This window comes from Ruegeria sp. HKCCA0370, from assembly GCF_013033705.1.
Lineage (GTDB): Bacteria > Pseudomonadota > Alphaproteobacteria > Rhodobacterales > Rhodobacteraceae > Ruegeria.
The window spans coordinates 141,035-164,784 of sequence record NZ_WQEP01000001.1 but is presented as its reverse complement, the minus strand read 5'-3'; the positions used below and the strand labels follow the sequence as shown (position 1 = coordinate 164,784).

Here is a 23,750-nt window from a genome sequence, read left to right as displayed (position 1 = left end):
CAAAGCACCCCCGGCTGCACGTGGCGGCCTGTGGTTATTGCAGCTTTGGACACGCCGCTCAGCGGAGTGGCGCGCGTTGATCCACAAGGCGGGTCGCTATGCATTATTCCTTGATCGGATATCGGTCGGGTTCCTCAAACACGTCAATGACACGAGACCCCGCCTTGATGGTCCCTCCGTGCGCGACTCCACTTGGGATCGAGTAGCTGTCGCCGGGGCGGTAGATGCGGGTCTGGCCACCGATCGTGAGTTCAATTTCACCCTCAACCACCGTCCCCCATTGGGCACCATGCGAATGCAGGGGAAGCTCCATGTCTTTGAGAAAAGTGAAGAAAGCAACCAGCCCTGCATCTGATCGAATGACGGCCGTCTGCACCACGTCTTCAGGAAAAGGCACATCCAGTTTCGGAAATGACGAAATAAATTCGGGGAATTGCATTCAGAGTTCCTTTTGCCAGTTTGTCTTGTCAAAACCTCTTTGCGGTATGGCCGCAGCATGTCAGTGCGCTGGAACTCTGGCAATCGCCCTGTCAGCCGACATGAGATTTGCGAGAACGCGGCGAGCGCGCGCCGCGCGACTTCGGCATGGGCTCTTGCCATCTTGTTTAATCCACGCCATCCCCCGCGCATGACCTACGACACGATCATCCTTGGGGCCGGGGCTGCCGGCATGATGTGTGCGGCCCATTGCAGTGGGCGCGTGCTGGTGATTGACCACGCCAAGGCACCCGGCGAAAAAATCCGCATCTCGGGCGGGGGGCGCTGCAATTTCACCAACATCCATGCCGGGCCGGGCAACTTCCTGTCGCGAAACCCGCATTTCTGCAAATCCGCCCTTGCACGGTACACGCAATGGGATTTCATCGATCTGGTCGGACGTCACAACATCGCCTGGCATGAAAAAACCCTGGGCCAGTTGTTCTGCGATGGCTCTTCGAAACAGATCATCCGGATGTTGCTGGATGAAATGAGCGGTGCAGGAGCAGAGCTGTGGATACAAACCTCGTTGCGCGATCTGCGCAAGACCGAAAGCGGCTTTGCACTGGAGGTGGAGCGTGACGGGCAAAGGCAGCATCTGGCCTGCACCAATCTGGTGCTGGCAACGGGCGGGAAATCGATTCCCAAGATGGGCGCAACCGGGCTGGCCTATGACATCGCGCGCCAGTTCGGATTGCGGATGACCGAGACGCGGGCGGCGCTGGTGCCTTTCACCTTCTCGGACGGGCGGTTCAGGGACCTGTCCGGCGTTTCACTGCCCGTGCGACTGTCGAATGATCGCGCCAGCTTCGACGAGGCGCTGCTGTTCACCCATCGCGGTCTCAGCGGGCCGTCGGTGTTGCAGCTGTCGTCATACTGGCGCGAAGGTGAGGCAATCCGGGTGAACCTGATCCCCGACCTTCCCCTGCTGGATCTGTTGCGCGCACAGCGGCAAAGCGCGGGTCGCAAGGCGCTGACCACTGAACTGGCGCGGCATCTGCCGGCCCGGCTGGTCGATTATCTGTGCCGGGTCATTCCGATGTCCGGGAAGCTGGCGGATCAGTCGGACGCGAAACTGACCGAGCTGACCTCGGCCCTGTCTGCGTGGCAACTGGTGCCGTCGGGGACCGAGGGGTATCGTACCGCCGAAGTCACCTTGGGCGGGATCGACACGGATGACTTGTCCTCGAAAACGATGGAGGCCGAGGATGTCCCCGGCCTCTATGCAATTGGTGAAGCGGTGGATGTCACCGGCTGGTTGGGCGGCTACAACTTCCAGTGGGCATGGTCGTCAGGCCATGCTGCAGGTGTTGCAATTGCCGCCGGGCGTTAGCCTACGACGTTGTAGCCGCGCCCGCGCATGCAGTTGCGCACGATCACTTCCTTATTCTGGTTTTTATTGATGACGTCTGCGCCAGCGCCAACCAGGGCACCTGCCACAGCCGCACGACCAAGATTGTCGCTGCTGTCCTGAACGATCCCGGTAACGGCCGCGGCACCAACTGCGCCAATTGCTGCGTTCCCCGCGGTAGAGCCATCAACGCTGCTCTGCGATGCCGCCAGTTGTTGGCATTGCTGCAGGTCCACGTTGTAGTTCGGACCGACCGGGCCGTCCACGATGGGCTGATAGTTGGCACCCGTGTTCGTACAGGCCCCCGCAACAAGAATGGCGGGCAGGATCAGAGAAAGTCTACGAAATGGCATAGTCATAACCTCGTGTTGAATCTGGAGGCAGGCAAAACCAATAGTGATGCCGCGTCAAGCTGATAGCATCCAAGCTTGGCCCAGCCGGCGGTCTATTGCAAATGGCTATTCTGCCAGCCTGCGCCTGACTTGCGTTGCAAAGTCATCGCCGCGCTGTTCGAAATTGTCATATTGGTCGAAACTGGCAGCAGCCGGGGCCAGCAGCACAGTGTCGCCTGCCTCGGCATCTTCCATGGCCTGCGCCACGGCCTCTGACATCGTCGTACAGACCTGCGTATCAGCCTCGAGCTGCATCGCAAAACCGGCCGCTTCGCGTCCGATCACATACGCCTTGATGACCTCGCCCGTCGCCGTGTTCAGGGCTGATATGCCACCCTCTTTCTCAAGACCGCCGCAAATCCATCGGATCTTTTTGAACGCCATAAGCGCTTTCAGGGCGCTGTCGACATTGGTCGCCTTGGAGTCGTTGACATAGGTAACCCCATCGGCCTCGGCGATGATCTGGCTGCGATGCGGCAGGCCCGGATAGGAATGCAGCGCATCCTCGATCACGCGCGGGGCAAGGCCCAGCGACCGGCAGGCGGCGTAGGCCGCGCAGGCATTCTGGTGGTTATGCGCACCGGGCAGGCCTTTGATCGCGCGCAGGTCGATAGACCCCGCCTGCCGCCCCTTGCGGTATTCCGACAGGAACCCCTTGCGCGCGAACACCTGCCAGCCCGGCCCGGTCAGCTTCCGCGCCACCGAGATACGGATCACCCGGTCATCCGATGGCCCTTCGGACATTTGCCCGGCCAAAAACGCACCTTCGGTTTCGTCGACACCAATGATCGCGCGATCCGGGCCGCCTTCGGCAAAGAGGCGCCGCTTGGCCGCGAAATATCCCCCCATGCCGCCGTGGCGGTCCAGATGATCGGGCGACAGATTGGTGAACACCGCCACATCGGGGGTCAGAGCGCGGGCCAGCTCGGTCTGATAGCTGGAAAGCTCCAGCACCACGACCGAACCATCACCGCCCGGATCGATATCCAGAACACCGCGCCCGATATTGCCCGCCAACTGCGCCTCGCGACCGGCCTCGGTCAGAATGTGGTGGATCAGAGCGGCGGTGGTCGATTTCCCGTTCGATCCCGTGACCGCGATCACGCGCGGCGGGGTGTCGTAGTTGTTCCATTCCGGTCCGGCAAAGGAGCGGAAGAACAGGCCGATGTCATTGTCCACCGGCACGCCTGCATCCAGGGCTGCCGCCACCACAGGGTTCGGTTCAGGATAGAGATGCGGAATGCCCGGTGAAACGATCAGCGAGGCGATGTCGTAAAATGCCCCATGCTTGCGCAGGTCGGCGCAGGTGAAACCCTCGCCTTTGGCGGTTTCACGGGCTGCCGGATTGTCATCCCAGCACACCGGTTCCGCCCCGCCCGTACGCAGCGCACGCGCAGTGGCCAGACCGGACCGGCCCAGCCCCAGAACGGCCACTTTCTGACCTGCAAAGCCTTTGACCGGGATCATTTTGTTCGCCTTTTTATTATCAAACTCATCCGATCCAAAAGAACAGAGACTGCAGCTCTGATTGTGTGCAAACTGCGGTGTTCCCCGACTTCACCCAAAAGAACTGAACGGCGCAGAGAAATAGTAGCGAAATAATAACCACCAAAAGACGAGCGGCCATAACAGGGATGTATCGCTCTAGCAGAGCGTAAATCGGAAGTAGCCCGGCAAAAGACAAAGCGAGAAGCGTCAATGACCAATAGCAACCTGGCAGATTGCCAAAAACTGCAAACAATCCCAAAACGAATCCAAGCACCGAGCAAATATGCCCGAACGAGTTCCAACGTTGCTCAAGAGAACTCTCAGTTGCAGAGTTAACTTCAGTTTTTGTCATTTTGTTATTTTACTCCTTAATACTACCTTACTTTGAGCGTCGCCAGACCGATCATCGCCAGGATCAGCGAGATGATCCAGAAGCGGATCACGATGGTCGGCTCGGCCCAGCCTTTTTTCTCATAATGATGATGGATCGGGGCCATCAGGAAGACCCGTTTGCCCGTGCGCTTGAAGTAGAGGACCTGAATGATCACGCTCAGCGCCTCGACCACGAACAGGCCGCCGACCACGGCCAGAACCAGCTCGTGCTTGGTGGCCACGGCGATGGCACCCAGCGCGCCGCCCAGGGCCAGCGATCCGGTGTCACCCATGAACACTGCCGCCGGAGGGGCGTTGTACCAGAGAAACCCGAGGCCGGCTCCGAACAACGCGGAGGTGAATATGAATATCTCACCGGTGCCCGGGACGTAATGCACATCGAGATATTCGGTAAAGTCGACCCGACCGACCGCATAGGCGATCACGCCCAGGGTCGAGGCTGCGATCATCGCAGGCATGATGGCCAGCCCGTCCAGACCGTCGGTCAGGTTCACCGCATTGGCGGCCCCCACGATCACGACAATCGCAAAGGGGATATAGAAGATGCCCAAATTGACCAGTGTGTCCTTGAAGACGGGTACAGCGAGCTGGTTCTGCAAGGCTTCGGGATGGTGCAACGTCGCCCAAAGCGATGCCAGCACGGCGATGATCACGCCCAACGCCAGGCGCATCCGGCCCGAGACCCCTTGCGTATTCTGTTTTGAAACCTTGGCATAGTCGTCCGCAAATCCGATGGCCGCATAAGACAAGGTCACAAAAAGAACCATCCAGACATACGGGTTGTCCAGCCGCGCCCAGACAAGGGTTGACGTGACCAGAGCTCCGACAATCAGCAATCCACCCATCGTCGGCGTGCCTGCCTTGGAAAAATGCCCTTCGGGGCCGTCGTCACGGATCGGCTGGCCTTTGCCCTGTTTCTTGCGCAGCACGTTGATCAGGGGTTTTCCGAAGATGAACCCAAAGATCAGCGCGGTCATGAAGGCACCGCCTGCGCGGAAGGTGATATACCGGAAGAGGTTCCAGAAATCCCCTCCGTCCGACAGAGCGGTCAACCAGTACAGCATGACAATACCTTTCTCACACGAGGCGCGCGGGCAAGTTCACCCATCAAGCGCGCCCCCTTGCCCCATTTTGCGCAGACCGTCAACAATCGCGGCCAACGCCATGCTGAGTGAGCCCTTGGCGAGCACCGTGTCTCCATCCCGGATCAAAGCAGGCAGATGTTCCGCCATTTCCGCACTGGTTGCGAACCAGAGCCCACGTTTCTTCTCGGGCAGCGCGTGGTGCATCGCCTGCATCAACGGCCCGATGCAATGAACCTGATCCACCCGCGCCATCGCCTCGATATCCGCCATGGCGGCATGCATGGCCTCTTCCTGGGCGCCCAGTTCCTTCATGTCACCCAGAAACGCAATGCGGCGGGTGCCTTTGGAGGCGGCCAAGACATCCAGCGCAGCCTCCATCGAGGTCGGGTTGGCGTTGTAGCTGTCATCCAAAAGCTCGATCTGCCCACCCCCTGACAATGGCAAGCTTTCGCGTACCCCACGCCCCTTGACGGGTGACCACGCTGGCAGGCCCGCGATGGCCTGATCCAGATCGACCCCCAATTCGACGCAGGCCGCCAAAGCGCCAAGCGCGTTCATCGCGAAATGCGTGCCGGCGGAGTTCACCTCGAATTGAATCACCTGATCACCGACCAGTGCCCTGGCCTTCACTGCGTTGGCCTCGGGTTGAACATCGGTCAGCCGGTAATCCGCCGCGCTGCGCCCAAAATCAACAATCCCCGCCCCCTGCGCCTGCGCTGTCTGGCGCAGGATGTCCGCGTGGTCGATATCTGCATTGACGATCGCAGCCCCGCCAGGTTCAAGCCCCTCAAAGATCGCCGCTTTTTCCCGGGCAATACCAGCCACCGACTCGAAGGCCTCCAGATGCACCGTCGCCACGGTCGTCACCAGCGCCACATGCGGGCGGGCCTGTTCGGCGAGCGGGGCAATTTCACCGGGATGATTCATGCCGATCTCGATCACCGCAAATTCCGTATCGCGAGGCATCCGAGCAAGGGTCAGGGGCACGCCCCAATGGTTGTTGTAACTGGCAACGCTGGCGTGGGTTTTCCCTTGGGTTTCCAGAATTGTTGCCAGCATTTCCTTGGTCGATGTTTTACCCACACTGCCTGTCACGCCGACCACGCGCGCATCCGTTCGGGCCCGTGCCGCTTTCCCCAGGGCCTCTAGCCCCGCCTGCACGTCTTTGACGATCAGCAGAGGAGCCCCGTCCGGTACATCGTCCGGAACACGGGAAACCAGTGCGGCGCCCGCCCCTTTTTCCAGCGCCTGTGCCACGAAATCATGCCCGTCCCGCGCCGCTTTCAGCGCCACGAACAGATCGCCGGGTCGAAGGGTGCGGGTGTCGATGGATACGCCATTTGCGGTCCAGTCGGTCGTCGCCTGACCGCCCGTCGCCGCGGCCGCTTCGGATGCAGTCCAGAGCGTCATGCGACCCTCCCGTCCAGCGCTGCAACGGAAATGCTGGCCTGTTCCACATCGTCGAAGGGCAGAACCTGATCCCCCACGATCTGACCGGTTTCATGCCCCTTTCCGGCGATCAGCAGCGCATCACCGGGTTGCAGCGCATCGATGCCGCGCAGGATGGCCTCGGCGCGGTCGCCGACTTCGGTCACGCTGGCGTCGCCTGCTGCCTCTGACGCGCCTGCCATCACGGCCGCGCGGATGACTGCGGGATCTTCGCTGCGCGGGTTGTCATCGGTGACAAAGACCACGTCTGCATGGTTGGCTGCCGCCCTACCCATCAAGGGGCGTTTGCTGGCGTCGCGATCCCCGCCCGCACCGATAACGGCAATCAGACGGCCCATCACATGCGGGCGCAGCGCCTTGAGTGCCGTGGCAACAGCATCAGGCGTGTGGGCATAATCCACAAACACCGCCGCTCCATTGTCACGCGTGGCTGCCAGTTGCATCCGCCCGCGAACCGTCGTCAGATGGGGCAGAGTTTCGAACACGCTTTCAGGGCTGTCCCCGGCAGCAATCACCAGCCCACAGGCCAGCAGGATGTTTTCGGCCTGGAACCCGCCGATCAGGTTCAGGCGGGTCTGGAACGTTCGGCCCTGCCACGCAAAGCGCAGGTCTTGCCCCGTGGCGTCGAACCGCTGGTTGATCAGACACAGGTCGGCATCGCCCAGCCCCACCGTCAGCACCGACTGGCCGCGCATCTCGGCGATCCGCCGGACCTGGGCCCCTTTCGGATCGCTCAGGTTGACGACGGCCGTTCCATCCTGCGGCAAAACCCGGTCGAACAGACCGGCCTTTGCGTTGAAATAGGCCTCGAAGGTTTCGTGGTAATCCAGATGGTCCTGCGTGAAGTTGGAGAAACCGGCGGCAGTCAGGTGAACGCCATCAAGGCGGCGCTGTTCAAGGCCGTGGGACGAAGCCTCCATTGCGGCATGGGTCACGCCGTTCTCGGCCGCCTCGGCCAGACAGCGGTGCAAGGTGATTGGCTCGGGTGTGGTATGGGCCAGTGGCGCTGTCCACGCACCTTCAACCCCGGTGGTGCCGAGGTTGACGGCGGCGTGACCAAGCGCGGACCAGATCTGCCGGACGAAGGTGGAAACAGATGTTTTGCCGTTCGTTCCCGTTACGGCCACGATGGTTTGCGGCTGCGCGCCGAACCACAGCGCCGCGGCACCGGCCAGCGCCTGACGCGGGTCTTCCACCACGGCCAGCGCTGCGTCCGAAGCTGCCAGTTCGGCCTCGGCGATCTCTGCCCCTTCGGCATCGGTCAGGATCGCAGCGGCCCCCATGCGCAGGGCAAACTGGATGAACTCTGCGCCATGAACGCGGGACCCGGGCAGCGCGGCAAACAGGAAGCCCTCCTTCACCTCGCGGCTGTCAACGGCCAGACCAGTGATATCCGGGTTTGCGCCCTCTCTTGCGGTCAGGGCCAGCTGGCTGAGTTTCTTCGTCCTTGTGCCCATGACCCACCTCTTGCCGGACAGCCTAGTTTGAGGTCAGCGTTATAGCAGCGCCCGCCTCAGGCTCAAGCCGGGGACGCAACCCCAACAACGGTGCGACGCGTCCGATCAGTTCGGCGGCAACAGGCACGGCGGTCCAACCGGCCGTGCGGCGTTTTTCACCGTAGGCCACGATCGAAGGTTCGTCCAACGTCACGATCAGAACGTATTGCGGATCGTAGGCCGGGAAGATCGTCGCGAAGGTGGCAATGACCTTGTCATCATAGTACCCGCCGCGCGGTTTGGGCTTGTCGGCCGTACCGGTCTTGCCCGCCACGTCATAGCCCTTGACCTCGGCGAAGCTGGCGGTGCCGTCCGTTACCACTTTGCGCAGCATCTTTTGCGCCTGCCGTGCAGTGTTCTGCGACATGACACGAGGCCCGTATTGCGGGCCGTTCTGGCGCAGAATGGTCGGGCTGACGTAATGCCCGCCATTGGCAATCGCCGCGTATCCCGCGGCCAGATGCATCGGGCTGGTCGACAGGCCATGGCCATAAGAAATTGTCACGGTACTGAGCTCGCCCCATTTTTTCGGCTTCAGCGGCACACCGCCCTTGGCCTCGACAATCTCGAATGGGGTCGGATCGAACATGCCAAGCGCGTCCAGAAACTCCTGCTGCCGTTTGGCCCCGATTTGCAAGGCCAGACGCCCCGTGCCTCGGTTCGAGCTGTGGACGATCACATCCGCCACGCTGATCTTGCCGTAATTCTTGCCGTTGAATTCGCCGATGGGAAAGCGGCCGATCTTCATCGGCCCGGACGTATCGATGATGGTGTTCGAATTCACCAATCCGAGTTCAACGGCCTGGGCCGCGGTGAAAATCTTGAAAACAGATCCCAGTTCATACACGCCTTGTACATAACGGTTGAACAGCGGGCTGTCCGAGGGGTCAAAGCCCGAGGTCGGTGGGCGCGGACGGTCATTCGGATCAAAAGAAGGCAGCGAAGCAGCGGAAATAACCTCGCCCGTATGCGCGTTCATCAGAACGGCCGAAGCCCCCTTGGCGTTCATGATCTTCATACCGCCGTAAAGAACCTGTTCAACTGCGGCTTGAATCGTCAGGTCCAGCGACAGTTGCAGCGGCTTGTTTCCGTTGGCCGGATCGCGCAGATAATCGTCGAACTGCTTTTCCACACCAGCCACGCCGATCACTTCGGCGGCGCTGACGCCTTCACGACCAAAACCGGACCCGCCCAGGATATGAGCGGCCAGCCGCCCGTTGGGGTAAAGCCGCATTTCACGCGGACCGAACAGGATGCCGGGATCACCGATGTCGTGCACGGCCTGCTTCTGCTCGGGCGAAATGCGTTTCTTGATCCACAAAAATTTGCGGTTGCCGGTGAAGTCCTTGATCAGCCGCTCTTTTTCCAGATCAGGAAAAATCGCAACCAACTGCTCTGCAGCGGCAACGGGATCGATCATCAAAGGGGGCTGCGCGTAAACGGAATAGGTGTCCAGATTGGTGGCCAGTATGCGCCCTTCGCGATCGACGATGTTGGCGCGCTGCATGGCAATCGCTGCTCCCGGCGCGCTGGCCAGAGGCTCTTGTGCTTCTGAGGTCGCCAACATGCCCATGCGGAAGCCGACAATGGAAAAAGCGCAGAAGAAGAACAGGCCCAGTACCAGCAGACGCCCTTCGGCGCGGGCGCGGGCGCGATCTTTCATATCCTCGTGACGCTTGCGGATGTTCTCGCGCTCGATTGCCTTGGGGTTTTCGCCCCTGGCGCGGGCATCAAGGATTCGGGCCAGAGGGCGCAGAGGGGTGCGGGTCATGGAATTTGCACCTCGCCCAAAGCCTGAATGTCAGTGATGGCCTGCAATTCAATCGGATCAACGACGGGCAGGTCCGGGTCTTCGGCATAGGCGATCTGATCCGCGCGTCCGAACTGCTCGGCCCGCAACGGCAGCAGACCAAGGCGTTCAAAGTTCAGGTCGGCCAGTTCGCGCAGCCTGTCCGGGCGGTTCAGATAGGCCCATTCCGCGTTCAGAACGGCCAATCGCACCTGTGCCATTCCGATCTCGCGCTGCAAAGACTGGGTTTCCTTTACCACTTGCTGGGTCCGGTAGTTTTCCTGATAGGCCCACAACGCCAACCCGAACACGGACAGAGCAGTCAACACATACAAAACACTCTTCATCTTGCCCTTCCCCCCAGTTGCGGCATCCCGATGGCCCGCGCTTCAATTTCCCCTGCCGGAGCATCGGTTCGGATCGCCACGCGCAGTTTGGCCGAGCGCGCGCGCGGGTTTTCCTGCAATTCCTGTTCGTCAGGCCCCACCGCCTTGCGGGTCTTCAGTGTGAATTGCGGCTGTTCCTGTTCAATCTCGGGCGCATAGCGGTTCGCGCGCCCCGTCTTGCCCGCGCGGGACTGGAAAAACCGTTTCACCATTCGGTCTTCAATGGAGTGGAAAGTGACAACGGCCAGTTGCCCGCCGGGCTTCAAAGCACGTTCAGCGGCCATCAGCCCCTGAAACAGCTCTTCATATTCTGCATTCACGGCGATCCGCAGCCCTTGAAAGCTGCGCGTGGCCGGGTGGGATTGACCCGGTTTAGGACGCGGCAGGCAGGATTCGATGATCTCGGCCAGACGCAGGGTCGTGGTGATCGGCTCTTCCGCGCGCGCTTTGACGATCGCCCTGGCAATCCGGCGGCTGGCGCGCTCTTCACCATAGTGAAACAGAATGTCGGCCAGTTGCGCCTCGGTCGCGGTATTGACCAGATCGGCGGCGCTTTCGCCATCCTGGCTCATGCGCATGTCCAAAGGGCCATCCTTCATGAAGGAAAACCCGCGGTCGGCCTGGTCCAGTTGCATCGAGGAAACGCCAAGGTCTAGAACAACGCCGTCCAGGTTCTGCGCATATTCATCCATACGAGAAAACACGCCGGGCTGCATCACCAGCCGGTTGCCGTAGGTACCCGCCCAGTCTGCCGCCATCTCAAAAGCCAGCGGGTCGCGATCCACGCCAATCACCTTGTCGGCCCCGGCCTCCAGCAATCCGCGGGTGTACCCGCCTGCGCCGAAGGTTCCGTCCAGCCAGACGCCCGTGACCGGCGCCACCGCCGCCAGGAGCGGGCGCAGCAAGACAGGGATGTGAGGAGCGTCCGGTTTTGGGTGATCCGCGGCCGCCATGCCGTCACCCGCCCTCGACTTCATCGAGGAATTGCAAAGGATCAACATCGTCGCCAAGGCCGTCCAGCCATTCCTCGGTCGCCGCCAATTCTTCGGATTCGTAGGTCTCGGGCTTCCAGATCTGAAAAGTATCCCCGGCGGCGATAAAAAACGCCTCGCCCTCAAGGCCAATCTTCTTGCGCAGCTTGGCCGGCAGCACCAGCCTCCCGGTTTCATCGACATTGGTCGGGAAGGACTGCCCGTGGAACAGGCGCTGCAACATCTTGCGCTTCATCGAACCGCGAGGCAGCGCGTCGATCTTGGCATCGACCTCGTCGATGGCCTGCATGGTATAGCATTCCAGGTATTTGCGGCGATGATCCCCGTAGACGATCACAAGCTCTGGATTGTCGCCGGGCTGCCAGTTGGGATCGGAGGATTCAAGCACGCGGCGAAACGAGGCCGGGATCGACACCCTGCCTTTCGCATCCACCTTATGGTGGCTTTCACCTCTAAACCTGCGCGCCAAGACGACTGTCCCTTTCGCTTGCGCCCCACTTGAAATTCGCGTTCCCCCCGGATGAAAAACGGCGGGTTGATCTGCTGCCACTGATCAACCCGCCGCATTGACCCGCTTTGCGGGATGTCCAGCTGCACGCGCCACCTGGGGGGATGTCTGCTCGCCCGCGCGCCGGATCTCTTGATTGATGAAAGCGAGATGCCTGTATGAAACCTGATTATTTTTGGTCGGGGTCGTTTGGTGCCCCTGCTGCCTCGTCCTCATCGGATGTATTAGGGATGCCATGGGAATTCATGGAAATCAACAGGAATTTTGCGAACCGTGTTCCATGAATCACGCTTCAGGAACAATACTATCATGAAACTTGAACGCAATAACACCAACTATAGGCCAAAGCAACACAACACCCCCTAGATATAGATGATTTGAGGCTGAAATTTTTTTCCCACGATTTCCCAAAAAATCTAAAGAATTGCCGTTTTGATTGGAAAAACCCAGCATCCTTGGGCAGCGATCTCGCAGAATCATTCGCTTTTCGCGCGCAATTCCGACGGGACTTCGCCCCCGACAACCACATCGGCCCATGAAATCCCGTGGCGTTCAGGCAGTACGCCCTACGACCTGCGATACCGGTAAACTGGGCAACAGGGAATAGTTGAACCGCCGCGCTTTGCCTGGCGCTTCGGTCACACGCACGTCCAAAATCGTTTTATTGCGCACAAATTCCAGCCAACACCGCTCAATTAGAGGGCAAGCCGTGGGAAGGCCATGTTTCCGCTGTCACCCGTGACCCAAGGGAAGGCCCAATGTTTCAAGGCGCATTTCGAGTTGAAGGAAAAAACTGAACCAATCTATGCGCTTGCTGCATAGCAGCATTGACGACGCGACCTATTGTGCAATCGCAGCATTTGCCTATTTTCAACCTCAAGCAAGGGCCGAGCGTAATCGGCAAAGTAGATAAATACGGATGATGAGCATGGCAGTCGCAAGCACACATACAGCCTCGAAGAGCGCACCGGCGTTCGGAATCGCAACTTTGATCGAAAACGCAAAGGCGCGTTTTGCCCGCTATCGTATGTATCGCCAGACCGTCAATGAGCTGGCAGGACTGTCGGACCGTGAACTGGCCGATCTGGGCCTGCATCGGTCCATGATCCGTCGAGTGGCCATGCAGGCCGCCAATGATCACATTGCGCAATAAGCGCGCCACGAATACCGAGATCAGGCCCTTCCTCCTCCCTTAGGGTCTGTTATCAGCGGCAACGTCTCTCCTCCTCCCTGACGTTGCCGCACCAAATACCGGCCTCAACCCGCCGGATCCTGATACATCGAGGCTCTCCTCCTCCCTGCCTTGATGTTGAAAGCGCGCGGCGACGCCTTCCTCCTCCCTGACGTCGCCGCGTCTTCTCCATACCGGGCTCAAACCCGGGTTCGAATACATCGGGGCTCTCCTCCTCCCTGCTCTGATGTTGACAAGACGGCGGTTCCCCTTCCTCCTCCCTGGGAACCGCCGTTTTTTTGTTTTTCTGACATAGGTGTAAGATGGCCCTCTGATTTCTGATCCGGAGGAAACAATGGCCGCCTGTTTCATCGCGCAGATCGACATCCACGACCCGGATGGGTATCAGGATTATCTGGCAGGTTTCATGCCGATCTTCGACCGTCACAAAGGCCGCCTGCTCACGGTCTCATCGAAACCGGTCGAACGGATCGAAGGCGATTGGCCCGAAGGTGGCATTGTGCTGATGGAGTTTCCGGACCTTGCCGCGGCGAAAGCCTGGAAAGACGACCCTGATTACATCGAGCTGGCGAAGATCCGGCAAGCCACCGCCTCGACCAATCTGGTTCTGGTCGAAGGGATATGACGCCTCAGAACGGGACGTCATCCTTGTTGGTCAGAAAACGTGAGACCACTTTCTTTGTGCCTGCCTTGTCGAACTCGACTTCGACCTTGTCGCCCTCGATCCCGACAACCGCGCCATAGCCGAATTTCTGGTGGAACACCCGTTCCCCCAGCGTGAAACTGGCCACTGCGGTCGCGTCGATCACCGTGTTGCGGGATTCGCGCGGCTGCGACATGCCGTATTGCCCCTGCCGCGCCTGCATCCGCCTCCAGCCCGGCGAGTTGTAGACATTCGCTTCGGCCGCACGGGTTTCAATGCCCGCAGCGGGCTGGCCGCCACCATAGAGACCCGGAGGCGTAAGGACCTCAACGTGATCTTCCGGCAATTCGTCGATGAACCGGGACGGCATGGAGTTCTGCCACTGCCCGAACACCCGCCGGTTGGCGGCAAAAGAAATGGTACACACTTCTTCGGCACGGGTGATGCCGACATAGGCCAGGCGCCGTTCTTCCTCGAGCCCCTTGAGCCCGGATTCGTCCATTGACCGCTGCGAGGGGAACAGCCCGTCTTCCCAGCCCGGCAGGAAGACGGCGGGAAACTCCAGCCCCTTGGCCGCGTGCAGGGTCATGATCGAAACCTTGGCGCCGTCGCTGTCCTGTTCGTTGTCCATGACCAGACTGACATGTTCCAGAAACCCTTGCAGGTTCTCGAAATTGTCCAGCTGGTTCACCAGTTCCTTGAGGTTTTCAAGGCGCCCCGGCGCTTCGGGTGTCTTGTCGTTCTGCCAGTGGGTGGTATAGCCGGATTCGTCGAGAATGATCTGCGCAAGTTCGATATGCGTATGCTCGGGTGCGCCGAACCGCATGGGCGAACCGTCATCGATCACCGAATCGTCGTCCACCTCGATCCGTGGCCCACGCGTCATCGCATTCCAACGCGCCAGACCGTCGATCAGTTCGCGCAGCGCCTTGCCTCCCTTGCCCTTGATCAGCCCGTTGTCGACCGCAATCCGAGCCCCTTCGACCAGTGACACCCCATTTTCGCGCGCGGTCATCTGGATGGTTTGCTGCGCCTTGTCACCCAGGCCGCGTTTCGGCGTGTTTACGATTCTCTCAAACGCAAGATCATCCTCGGGGCTGACCACCAGCCGGAAATAGGCCATGGCATCGCGAATCTCCATCCGCTCATAGAATCGCGGGCCGCCGATCACCTTGTAGGGCAGACCGATGGTCAGAAACCTGTCTTCGAAGGCGCGCATCTGGTGGCTGGCGCGCACGAGGATAGCGATCTCATCAAGGTTCATCGGGCGAATACCGCGCGTACCGCCCTGCATCGCGTCGATTTCCTCGCCGATCCAGCGGGCCTCTTCCTCGCCATCCCAATGGCCGATCAGATTGACCTTGTGGCCTTCCTCGGCTTCGGTCCACAGCTCTTTGCCCAGACGGTTTTCATTGCCGCGAATGACGTTCGACGCGGCCGCCAGTATATGCGGGGTCGAGCGGTAGTTCTGTTCCAGCCGCACCACATGGGCGCCGGGAAAGTCTTTCTCAAAACGCAGGATGTTGCCCACTTCGGCACCGCGCCAGCCATAGATCGACTGGTCGTCATCGCCGACGCAGCAGATGTTCTTGTGCCCACCCGCCAGCAGCCGCAGCCACAGATATTGGGCGATGTTGGTGTCCTGATACTCGTCCACCAAGATATAGCGGAACCAGCGCTGGTATTGCTCCAGAACATCCTGATGGGCCTGGAAGATCGTAACCATGTGCAGAAGCAGATCGCCGAAATCCACCGCATTCAATTCGCGCAGGCGGGTCTGATATTGGGCATACAACTCAATGCCCTTGCTGTCATAAGCCCCGGCATCGGCGGCTGGCACCTTGTCGGGCGTCAGCGCACGGTTCTTCCAATCGTCGATGATTCCCAGCAACATCCGCGCAGGCCAGCGTTTGTCGTCGATATTTGCGGCCTGCACCAACTGCTTGAGCAGGCGCAGCTGGTCGTCGGTATCCAGTATGGTGAAGTTCGATTTCAAATCGACCAGTTCCGCATGGCGTCGCAGCAGTTTGACACAGATCGAATGAAAGGTGCCCAGCCACGGCATCCCCTCAGCAGGCTGTCCCAGCAGGCGACCAACCCGTTCCTTCATCTCGCGCGCGGCCTTGTTGGTGAAGGTTACCGACAGAATCTCATTCGGACGTGCGCGCGCAGTGTTGAGAAGATGCGCGATCCGGGTGGTCAGAGCCTTGGTCTTGCCCGTCCCGGCACCTGCCAGCATCAGAACCGGTCCGTCCAGACGCTCGACCGCGTCCCGTTGTGCCGGGTTCAGATCATCCAGATAGGGCGAAGGGCGCACGGCCATGGCCCGCGCCGACAGCGATGCGCCCTCGAAGGCGTCCATTTCGTCAAAACTGCTCATAGCCCCAAACTACGCCGGATAAGCGCGAAGGGAAAGGGTTTGTTCACGGCTTGTTCACAGACTTTTCGCACTTCTTTTTACATTCAATTCTCAACAAACACGCCACCGCCCCGCACCCCCGTTAACTCTCTGTCAAATCCTGACTGGGATGTTTGGCACAGTGTAGTGGGAGCGGACAAATGAAACAGGCGGAACTGACGGGTCAGTCCTCGAGGCTTAAGATGATGGGCGTGGCCCTGATGCTGCTCGCGCTGACGGCAGTAGCGGGCTGGGGAATCTACGCCGCCCCGGCGCCAGTGGTTGATCGCATGCTGGAAGCAGACCTGCGAAAGAACGCGATGCGGATGAGCCGCCAGGTCGAAAGCCATCTGAACGATCTTGAACAGGCATTCCGTTTTCACGCATTGACCGATCATGACCGGGAGTTTCTGGAGCTACTGCCCGAAACCACAGACATTTACCGCTTCAAGCTGTTTGATGCTTCGGGGCAGGTGTTCTGGTCGACCCGAGCCAGCGACGTCGGGTTCGTGAATACGAAACCCTATTTCCAGTCGATCGTCGCCGCCGGAGGGCTTTTTTACAAACACGAAGAGAAGCCGGTTACCGAAGTTGATTCCTTTGTTGTCGACAATTCCCGGGATACGGAACTGAGCAGCCGCCATGTGGCCGAGGTTTATACGCCGATCATCAAGGATGCGACGTTCATGGGCGCGATCGAGTTCTATTCCGACATAACCGACCTGCGGAACCTTTTCATCACGCGCGTTCGCCTGTCTCTGGCGCTGCTGAGCGGGGTCGCCCTGCTGGCGCTGACGACTGTCATCCTGATTGTCCATCGCACCAACCGTCGTCAGGTTCGCGACCTTCGCAAACGGGCCCAGAAAGAGAGGGAGCTGATGGACGAGCAGCTGCGCCTGGCCCGAGAGGTCCGCCTGCTGGGTGAATTGAACGAATGGCTGCAATCAAGCCGGTCGCTGGATGAACTGTTCGACATGGTGTCTCGCTTCATGACCCACATCCTGCCAGAGGCCGAAGGCAGCGTGTATGTCTATTCAAACTCACGCGATGTGCTGGATGGCTGCGCCAGCTGGAACGGTGGAACTCATAAATCCCACATTCACCCCGAAGGTTGCTGGGGCTTGCGGCGCGGCCGGACTTACGAGTTCGGCGCATCCGAGATTGATTTTGTATGCGAACACGCCGAACCGCATGACGGGCGGCCCTATTTCTGCTTTCCCATTCTGGCCCATGGCGAAACCGTTGGTCTTTTGCATCTGCGGGCACTGGAGGGGCGTGAAGACTGCTTCAACAAGAGCCGCAAGCTGGCCCAATTGTGCGCCGAACAGATCAGTATGGCGATCGCCAATGTCCGCATGCGGGATCAGCTTCACGACCAATCAGTACGAGACCCCCTGACCGGGCTGTTCAATCGCCGCCATATGACCGAGACGCTGCGCAAGTCCATCAGCCGCAGTCATCAGACGGGCGCCGCGCTAAGCCTGATCGCCGTGGACGTGGATCACTTCAAGAAGTTCAACGATACTCATGGGCATGATGCGGGCGACATGGTGTTGCGCGCCGTCGGCGCCGCCCTGGAACAAGGGTGCGACCGGGACGAAGTCGCCTGCCGCATCGGTGGTGAAGAGTTCATGCTGATCCTGCCTGACAACAGCCCCGAAGATGCCGTGACCCGCGCCGAACAACTGCGCCAGGCGGTTGAAGCCGTAACCGTACGATATGGTGAGAAGGCCTTGCCGCGCATTACGATATCGGTCGGGGTCGCACATTACCCGGCCCACGGCACCATGCCGCAGGATCTGATGCGCGCGGCTGACGATGCGCTTTATGTCGCCAAGGACAAGGGGCGCAACCAGGTGCATGTTGCAAGCGGCACCAGGAACCAGACCAAAAATGCGCCGCCTGAACACCGGCAACCACCTAAGGATGCAGCTTAAAAAACTTGCCGAATCGCATGGCAGGTCGGATCAATCTGCATGGACTTGCACAGCACTTATCCCGGCATACCGGATCTGAAACACCGTGCGCGCCGTCGTCTGCCGCATTTCGTGTGGGAGTATATCGACAGTGGAACCGGGATTGAAACGACACTGCACCGGAACCGCCAGGCGCTGGATGAGGTGCGCCTCTGCCCCTCGATCCTGCATGGCGAGCTGAACTTTGATACGTCAAAGTCGTTTCTCGACGCTTCGTATCCGCTGCCGTTCGGAATCGCGCCGATCGGAATGTCCGGGCTGGTCTGGCCCCGCGCCGAGCAACTGCTTGCCAGCGCGGCCGCAGAGGCGGGTATTCCCTATACCCTGTCGACCGTAGCCAGCCAAAGCCCCGAAGACATGGCACCGCATCTTGGGGACAATGCCTGGTTCCAGCTTTACCCGCCCCGGGATCCGGATATTCGAAAAGACCTGCTGAACCGGGTCCGCAAAGCCGGGTTCAAAACCCTGGTCCTCACCGCGGATGTTCCCGTCGCATCGCGCAGGGAAAGGCAGATACGATCGGGCCTGCGGCAACCGCCAAAGCTGACCCCGCGCATTCTGGCGCAGATCGCCCAAAGACCCGCGTGGGCGATTGGCATGCTGCGCAACGGTGTGCCGCACATGCGAACGCTGGACAAATATATCGAAAACCCCGGAAATCTGCCGCCCACGGCTCATATCGGTTACCTGCTTCGAACCTCGCCGGATCTGGACTATGTCAAATGGCTGCGCGACCATTGGGACGGTCCGCTTGTCCTGAAGGGTGTCCTGCGACCTGAGGATACGAGCAGGCTGGAACAGGTCGGTGTCGATGCCTTGTGGGTGTCGAATCATGGCGGCCGTCAATTTGATGCGGCCCCGGCCAGCATCGAGGTTCTGCCCTCTGTCCGGGATGCAACCCGCCTGCCCCTGATCTTCGACAGTGGTGTCGAAGGCGGTCTGGATATTTTGCGGGCCATGTCGCTGGGCGCAGACTTCGTCATGCTCGGGCGGGCTTTTTTGTATGGTCTTGCGGCACTTGGCGCGCGGGGGCCTGCACATGTCATCGAGATTCTCAGGCAGGACCTGCATGCAAATATGGGCCAGATGGGCCTGGCAAGCCTGTGTCAGATTGAGAGTTAACGTTAAACATTTGATGCTGCGGCGCAGCAAAAGTATAAGGGCGCTGCGATCATAGGGCGTTTGCGAGCGATAACATGCCGGTTCTACCCAGAAGAACGGATATACCTGCGCGTATTCTCCGCCCAATAAGACGCCCATACACAAAAGACCGGGACCTATCATGACAGACTTCAACAAGATCCTGATCGCCAACCGCGGCGAGATTGCCATCCGCGTCATGCGCGCAGCAAACGAGATGGGAAAACGAACCGTCGCCGTCTACGCTGAAGAAGACAAACTGGGCCTACACCGGTTCAAGGCGGACGAGGCGTATCAGATCGGTGAAGGCATGGGGCCTGTTGCCGCGTATCTTTCGATCGACGAGATCATCCGTGTTGCCAAGCAATGTGGCGCCGACGCGATCCACCCGGGCTATGGCCTGCTGTCCGAGAACCCGGATTTCGTCGATGCCTGCGTCAAGAACGGCATCACCTTCATCGGCCCCAAGGCGGAAACCATGCGCGCGCTTGGCGACAAGGCCAGCGCGCGGCGCGTAGCCATCGAAGCAGGTGTTCCGGTCATTCCTGCCACCGAAGTTCTGGGCGATGACATGGACGCGATCCGCAAGGAGGCCGCCGAAATCGGCTATCCGTTGATGCTCAAGGCGTCCTGGGGCGGCGGCGGGCGCGGCATGCGCCCGATCCAGTCGGAAGAAGAGCTGGAAGAGAAAGTGCTGGAAGGCCGTCGCGAGGCCGAAGCCGCATTCGGCAACGGCGAGGGTTATCTGGAAAAGATGATCATTCGTGCGCGCCATGTCGAGGTGCAGATCCTGGGCGACAAGCACGGTGAAATCTATCACCTGTATGAACGCGACTGCTCGGTCCAGCGCCGGAACCAGAAGGTCGTGGAACGCGCCCCTGCCCCGTATCTGAGCGACGAACAGCGCGCCGAGATCTGCGAGCTTGGCCGCAGGATCTGTGCGCATGTCAATTACGAATGTGCCGGCACGGTCGAGTTCCTGATGGATATGGACACCGGCAAGTTCTACTTCATCGAAGTCAATCCGCGCGTTCAGGTCGAACACACCGTGACCGAAGAAGTCACCGGTATCGACATCGTGCAGGCGCAGATCCTGATCGCCGAGGGCAAGACGCTGGCCGAAGCGACCGGCATGGCCAGCCAAAAGGATATCCAGCTCAACGGCCACGCGTTGCAGACACGGATCACCACCGAGGACCCGCAGAACAACTTCATCCCCGACTATGGCCGGATCACCGCCTATCGCTCGGCCACCGGTATGGGCATCCGTCTGGATGGCGGCACGGCCTATGCGGGCGGGGTGATTACGCGCTATTACGACTCGCTGCTGACCAAGGTTACGGCCTGGGCCCCCACGCCCGAAAAGGCGATCTCTCGGATGGACCGCGCCCTGCGCGAGTTCCGCATCCGCGGGGTTTCGACGAATATCGACTTCGTCATCAACCTGCTCAAGCATTCGACCTTTTTGTCGAATGAATACACCACCAAGTTCATCGACACGACGCCCGAACTGTTCACCTTCAAGAAGCGGCGCGACCGCGGCACCAAGGTTCTGACCTATATCGCGGACATCACCGTGAACGGGCATCCCGAAACCAAGGACCGCCCGCGCCCGCGCGCCGACCTGAAAGAGGCCAGGCCTCCGGCGCTGAAGGCCGAACCGCAGATGGGCACCCGCAACCTGCTGGAGCAGAAGGGCCCGCAGGCGGTGGCCGACTGGATGAAGGCACAGCGCCAACTGCTGATCACCGACACCACCATGCGCGACGGGCACCAGTCTCTGCTGGCGACCCGGATGCGCTCGATCGACATGATCAAGGTGGCTCCCTCCTATGCGGCGAACTTGCCGCAGCTGTTCTCGGTCGAATGCTGGGGCGGCGCGACTTTCGACGTGGCGTATCGGTTCTTGCAGGAATGCCCGTGGCAGCGCCTGCGGGACCTGCGCGAGGCGATGCCGAACCTGATGACCCAGATGCTGCTGCGCGGCGCAAACGGCGTGGGCTATACGAACTATCCTGACAACGTGGTGCAGGAGTTCGTGCGTCAGGCGGCGACAGGAATTGACGTGTTCCGCGTCTTCGACTCGCTGAACTGGGTCGAAAACATGCGCGTGGCGATGGATGCGGTCGTCGATAGCGGCAAGATTTGCGAAGGTACCGTCTGTTACACTGGCGATATTCTTGACCCGGATCGCGCAAAGTATGACCTGAAATATTATGTCGGCATGGCGAAAGAGCTGCGCGACGCCGGCGCGCATATTCTGGGCCTTAAGGACATGGCGGGCCTGCTGAAACCGGCCGCGGCCAAGATCCTGATCCGTGCGCTGAAAGAAGAGGTCGGGCTGCCGATACACTTCCACACCCATGACACCGCCGGTATTGCCAGCGCCACCATTCTGGCCGCGTCCGAGGCGGGCGTGGACGCAGTTGACTGCGCGATGGACAGCTTCTCGGGCAATACCAGCCAGGCGACGCTGGGCACCGTGGTCGAGGCGCTGCGCCATACCGACCGCGACACCGGGCTGGACATCAAGGCCATTCGTGAAATCAGCGATTACTTCGAGGCTGTGCGTGGCCAGTATGCGGCCTTCGAATCCAGCCTTCAGGCCCCGGCGTCCGAAGTTTACCTGCACGAGATGCCCGGCGGACAGTTCACCAACCTCAAGGCACAGGCGCGCAGCCTGGGTCTGGAAGAACGCTGGCACGAAGTGGCCCAGATGTATGCTGACGTGAACCAGATGTTCGGTGATATCGTGAAGGTCACGCCGTCTTCCAAGGTCGTTGGTGACATGGCGCTGATGATGGTCAGCCAGAACATGACACGTGAACAGGTCGAGGACCCGAATACCGACGTGGCCTTCCCCGATTCGGTCGTGGACATGATGCGCGGCAATCTGGGTCAGCCTCCGGGCGGTTTCCCCGAGACCATCATCAAGAAGGTGCTGAAAGACGAGGTTCCCAACACGCAGCGACCCGGCAAGGACGTGCCCCCGGTCGATCTTGAAGCCACCCGCGCCGAGCTGTCCAAGCAGCTGGAAGGCAAAGAGGTCGATGACGAGGATCTGAACGGATACCTGATGTATCCCAAGGTGTTCCTGGACTACATGGGTCGCCACCGGATCTACGGCCCGGTTCGTACCCTGCCAACGCGCACCTTCTTCTACGGCATGGAGCCGGGCGAAGAGATCACCGCGGAAATCGACCCCGGCAAGACGCTGGAAATCCGGTGTCAGGCCATCGGCGAAACGGATGAAAAGGGCGAGGTCAAAGTGTTCTTTGAACTCAACGGCCAACCGCGCGTGATCCGGGTTCCGAACCGGCTGGTCACCTCGACCACGCAGGCGCGGCCCAAGGCCGAGGTCGGCAACCCGGATCATGTCGGTGCGCCGATGCCCGGTGTTGTTGCCACCGTCGCCGTAACAGCGGGCCAGCAGGTCAAGGAAGGCGACATGTTGCTGACCATCGAGGCGATGAAGATGGAAACCGGCATCCACGCCGAGCGCGATGCGACCGTCAAGGCCATTCATGTGCAGCCCGGTGGCCAGATTGACGCAAAGGACCTTCTGGTCGAGCTGGAATAACCTGCCGAACCGGTTACAGTTCAAAGGGCCGCGCGGGAAACCGCGCGGCCCTTTTCCTATGCTGGAACGGAGACCCACCATGCTTGCTATCACCCCGATCTATGCGGCCCTGATCGCTATTCTTTACGTGGCACTCAGCGTCAAAGTGATCCTTCAGCGCCGCAGCGACAAAATCTCGGTCGGGGATGGGGGCAGCAAATTGATGATCAAGGCGATACGGACACATTCCAATTGCGCCGAATACGCCCCTATCGCCCTTTTGCTGATCGCCATGGTGGAATTACAGGGCGCCGGAGGGTTGCTTGTGCATATACTGGGTTTGATGTTGCTGGCTGGGCGTCTGCTGCACGCTTACGGATTCGGGCGCACGCCCCAGATCGTCATCCTACGGCAGGCTGGCATGAGCCTGACGTTCCTGGCCATTCTGGTTGCGGCCATCGCTAACCTGATTCTGGCGCTGTAGCTCGGTTGGCGGGTGTTATCCGGTCAGATCCGTCGTCATCACAAGGGGCGCTTTCAACAAAACGGGCGTGATCCGGTTGTGTTCGTGATCGTCCGATTTCGGCATCGCGGTGACCAGCAAGATCATTGCGGCCAGCGCCATTATCTTCATGTCTGCAACAGAAATCATGAAAGCCTCTCTGCCTGTGTCCTTTTTTGATCCGTGTTTGAGATTGAACGGGCCGGATGCCCAGTTCCGTCGAAATATTTTTCCTCTTTTTTGTGTTTTTCCGCTTGCAGCCCCGCGTGGGAATTTATAAATCCCTCCTCACTCAACGGCGCGGGCGTAGCTCAGGGGTAGAGCATAACCTTGCCAAGGTTAGGGTCGGGCGTTCGAATCGCCTCGCCCGCTCCATTGAGAGGTCTTCGGACCACATATGTATCTGATGCGGGCGTAGCTCAGGGGTAGAGCATAACCTTGCCAAGGTTAGGGTCGGGCGTTCGAATCGCCTCGCCCGCTCCAGATACCAAACTCTCCATACATGCTGGCTCTTCACAAGACATTGCGTCATTC

General features: G+C 60.0%; 20 protein-coding genes and 2 tRNA genes. 9 read left to right on the top strand and 13 right to left on the bottom strand.

The window, feature by feature from the left end; all coding sequences use genetic code 11:
• Positions 1–103 precede the first annotated feature (103 nt).
• Positions 104–439 (bottom strand): cupin domain-containing protein, encoded by a 336-nt coding sequence (locus GOW31_RS00850; RefSeq protein ID WP_152458662.1) that lies wholly within the window; start codon positions 437–439, stop codon positions 104–106.
• Between the two features lie 189 nt (positions 440–628).
• Between GOW31_RS00850 and GOW31_RS00845 the strand changes: the two genes are divergently transcribed.
• Positions 629–1,810, top strand: coding sequence for an NAD(P)/FAD-dependent oxidoreductase (locus GOW31_RS00845; protein WP_171167218.1), 1,182 nt, complete (start codon positions 629–631; stop codon positions 1,808–1,810).
• Here GOW31_RS00845 and GOW31_RS00840 read toward each other — a convergent pair.
• The 10 genes from GOW31_RS00840 to mraZ all read right to left on the bottom strand — a co-directional run bounded on the left by GOW31_RS00840 (position 1,807) and on the right by mraZ (position 11,731).
• Positions 1,807–2,181 (bottom strand): glycine zipper family protein, encoded by a 375-nt coding sequence (locus GOW31_RS00840; protein WP_224853408.1) that lies wholly within the window; start codon positions 2,179–2,181, stop codon positions 1,807–1,809. The two genes, GOW31_RS00845 and GOW31_RS00840, sit on opposite strands and share 4 nt — an antisense overlap.
• 105 nt (positions 2,182–2,286) lie before the next feature.
• The gene (gene murD, locus GOW31_RS00835; protein WP_171167216.1) at positions 2,287–3,687 is read right to left on the bottom strand and encodes a UDP-N-acetylmuramoyl-L-alanine--D-glutamate ligase; all 1,401 of its coding nucleotides are present in this window, start codon (positions 3,685–3,687) and stop codon (positions 2,287–2,289) included.
• 25 nt (positions 3,688–3,712) lie between these two features.
• A complete protein-coding gene (locus GOW31_RS00830) occupies positions 3,713–4,060 on the bottom strand; it encodes a hypothetical protein (RefSeq protein WP_171167214.1) in 348 nt (115 codons plus the stop codon).
• A gap of 22 nt (positions 4,061–4,082) precedes the next feature.
• Positions 4,083–5,165 carry a phospho-N-acetylmuramoyl-pentapeptide-transferase gene (gene mraY, locus GOW31_RS00825; RefSeq protein WP_152458667.1) on the bottom strand — a complete coding sequence of 361 codons (1,083 nt, stop codon included), beginning with the start codon at positions 5,163–5,165 and terminating at the stop codon, positions 4,083–4,085.
• A gap of 36 nt (positions 5,166–5,201) precedes the next feature.
• Positions 5,202–6,596, bottom strand: a complete 1,395-nt coding sequence (gene murF, locus GOW31_RS00820; protein WP_171167212.1) for a UDP-N-acetylmuramoyl-tripeptide--D-alanyl-D-alanine ligase — start codon at positions 6,594–6,596, stop codon at positions 5,202–5,204.
• Positions 6,593–8,092 carry a UDP-N-acetylmuramoyl-L-alanyl-D-glutamate--2,6-diaminopimelate ligase gene (locus GOW31_RS00815; protein WP_171167210.1) on the bottom strand — a complete coding sequence of 500 codons (1,500 nt, stop codon included), beginning with the start codon at positions 8,090–8,092 and terminating at the stop codon, positions 6,593–6,595. The genes murF and GOW31_RS00815 overlap by 4 nt, the downstream gene beginning before the upstream one ends.
• A gap of 22 nt (positions 8,093–8,114) precedes the next feature.
• A complete protein-coding gene (locus GOW31_RS00810) occupies positions 8,115–9,902 on the bottom strand; it encodes a penicillin-binding protein 2 (protein ID WP_171167208.1) in 1,788 nt (595 codons plus the stop codon).
• Positions 9,899–10,267 carry a cell division protein FtsL gene (locus GOW31_RS00805; RefSeq protein ID WP_152458671.1) on the bottom strand — a complete coding sequence of 123 codons (369 nt, stop codon included), beginning with the start codon at positions 10,265–10,267 and terminating at the stop codon, positions 9,899–9,901. Before GOW31_RS00805 ends, GOW31_RS00810 begins: the two co-directional genes overlap by 4 nt.
• Complete coding sequence (rsmH, locus tag GOW31_RS00800) at positions 10,264–11,259, bottom strand: 16S rRNA (cytosine(1402)-N(4))-methyltransferase RsmH (protein ID WP_171168610.1); 996 nt, start codon at positions 11,257–11,259, stop codon at positions 10,264–10,266. The genes GOW31_RS00805 and rsmH overlap by 4 nt, the downstream gene beginning before the upstream one ends.
• Before the next feature lie 4 nt (positions 11,260–11,263).
• Positions 11,264–11,731: a division/cell wall cluster transcriptional repressor MraZ gene (gene mraZ / locus GOW31_RS00795; RefSeq protein ID WP_371813684.1), complete on the bottom strand. Its 468-nt coding sequence runs from the start codon at positions 11,729–11,731 to the stop codon at positions 11,264–11,266.
• 1,003 nt (positions 11,732–12,734) lie between these two features.
• On the opposite strand from mraZ, the gene GOW31_RS00790 reads away from it, so the two are divergent.
• Positions 12,735–12,959 (top strand): DUF1127 domain-containing protein, encoded by a 225-nt coding sequence (locus tag GOW31_RS00790; RefSeq protein WP_152458673.1) that lies wholly within the window; start codon positions 12,735–12,737, stop codon positions 12,957–12,959.
• 373 nt (positions 12,960–13,332) lie between these two features.
• Positions 13,333–13,623 carry a DUF1330 domain-containing protein gene (locus GOW31_RS00785; RefSeq protein WP_171114901.1) on the top strand — a complete coding sequence of 97 codons (291 nt, stop codon included), beginning with the start codon at positions 13,333–13,335 and terminating at the stop codon, positions 13,621–13,623.
• Between the two features lie 4 nt (positions 13,624–13,627).
• Here GOW31_RS00785 and GOW31_RS00780 read toward each other — a convergent pair whose 3' ends face one another.
• Positions 13,628–16,021 (bottom strand): ATP-dependent helicase, encoded by a 2,394-nt coding sequence (locus GOW31_RS00780; RefSeq protein ID WP_171167206.1) that lies wholly within the window; start codon positions 16,019–16,021, stop codon positions 13,628–13,630.
• 179 nt (positions 16,022–16,200) lie between these two features.
• Between GOW31_RS00780 and GOW31_RS00775 the strand changes: the two genes are divergently transcribed.
• The 4 genes from GOW31_RS00775 (at position 16,201) to GOW31_RS00760 (ending at position 23,198) form a co-directional block, all read left to right on the top strand.
• Positions 16,201–17,976: a diguanylate cyclase gene (locus tag GOW31_RS00775; RefSeq protein ID WP_171167204.1), complete on the top strand. Its 1,776-nt coding sequence runs from the start codon at positions 16,201–16,203 to the stop codon at positions 17,974–17,976.
• Between the two features lie 39 nt (positions 17,977–18,015).
• A complete protein-coding gene (locus GOW31_RS00770) occupies positions 18,016–19,137 on the top strand; it encodes an alpha-hydroxy acid oxidase (RefSeq protein WP_171167202.1) in 1,122 nt (373 codons plus the stop codon).
• Between the two features lie 160 nt (positions 19,138–19,297).
• Positions 19,298–22,735 carry a pyruvate carboxylase gene (locus GOW31_RS00765; RefSeq protein ID WP_171167200.1) on the top strand — a complete coding sequence of 1,146 codons (3,438 nt, stop codon included), beginning with the start codon at positions 19,298–19,300 and terminating at the stop codon, positions 22,733–22,735.
• A gap of 79 nt (positions 22,736–22,814) precedes the next feature.
• A complete protein-coding gene (locus tag GOW31_RS00760; protein WP_152458679.1) occupies positions 22,815–23,198 on the top strand; it encodes an MAPEG family protein in 384 nt (127 codons plus the stop codon).
• A 15-nt stretch (positions 23,199–23,213) separates the two neighbouring features.
• On the opposite strand, the gene GOW31_RS00755 is transcribed toward GOW31_RS00760, so the two are convergent.
• The gene (locus tag GOW31_RS00755) at positions 23,214–23,366 is read right to left on the bottom strand and encodes a hypothetical protein (RefSeq protein ID WP_171167198.1); all 153 of its coding nucleotides are present in this window, start codon (positions 23,364–23,366) and stop codon (positions 23,214–23,216) included.
• A gap of 150 nt (positions 23,367–23,516) precedes the next feature.
• On the opposite strand from GOW31_RS00755, the gene GOW31_RS00750 reads away from it, so the two are divergent.
• A tRNA-Gly gene (locus GOW31_RS00750) sits at positions 23,517–23,591 on the top strand.
• Between the two features lie 33 nt (positions 23,592–23,624).
• Positions 23,625–23,699 (top strand) — tRNA-Gly (locus GOW31_RS00745).
• The last annotated feature ends 51 nt before the right edge of the window (positions 23,700–23,750 follow it).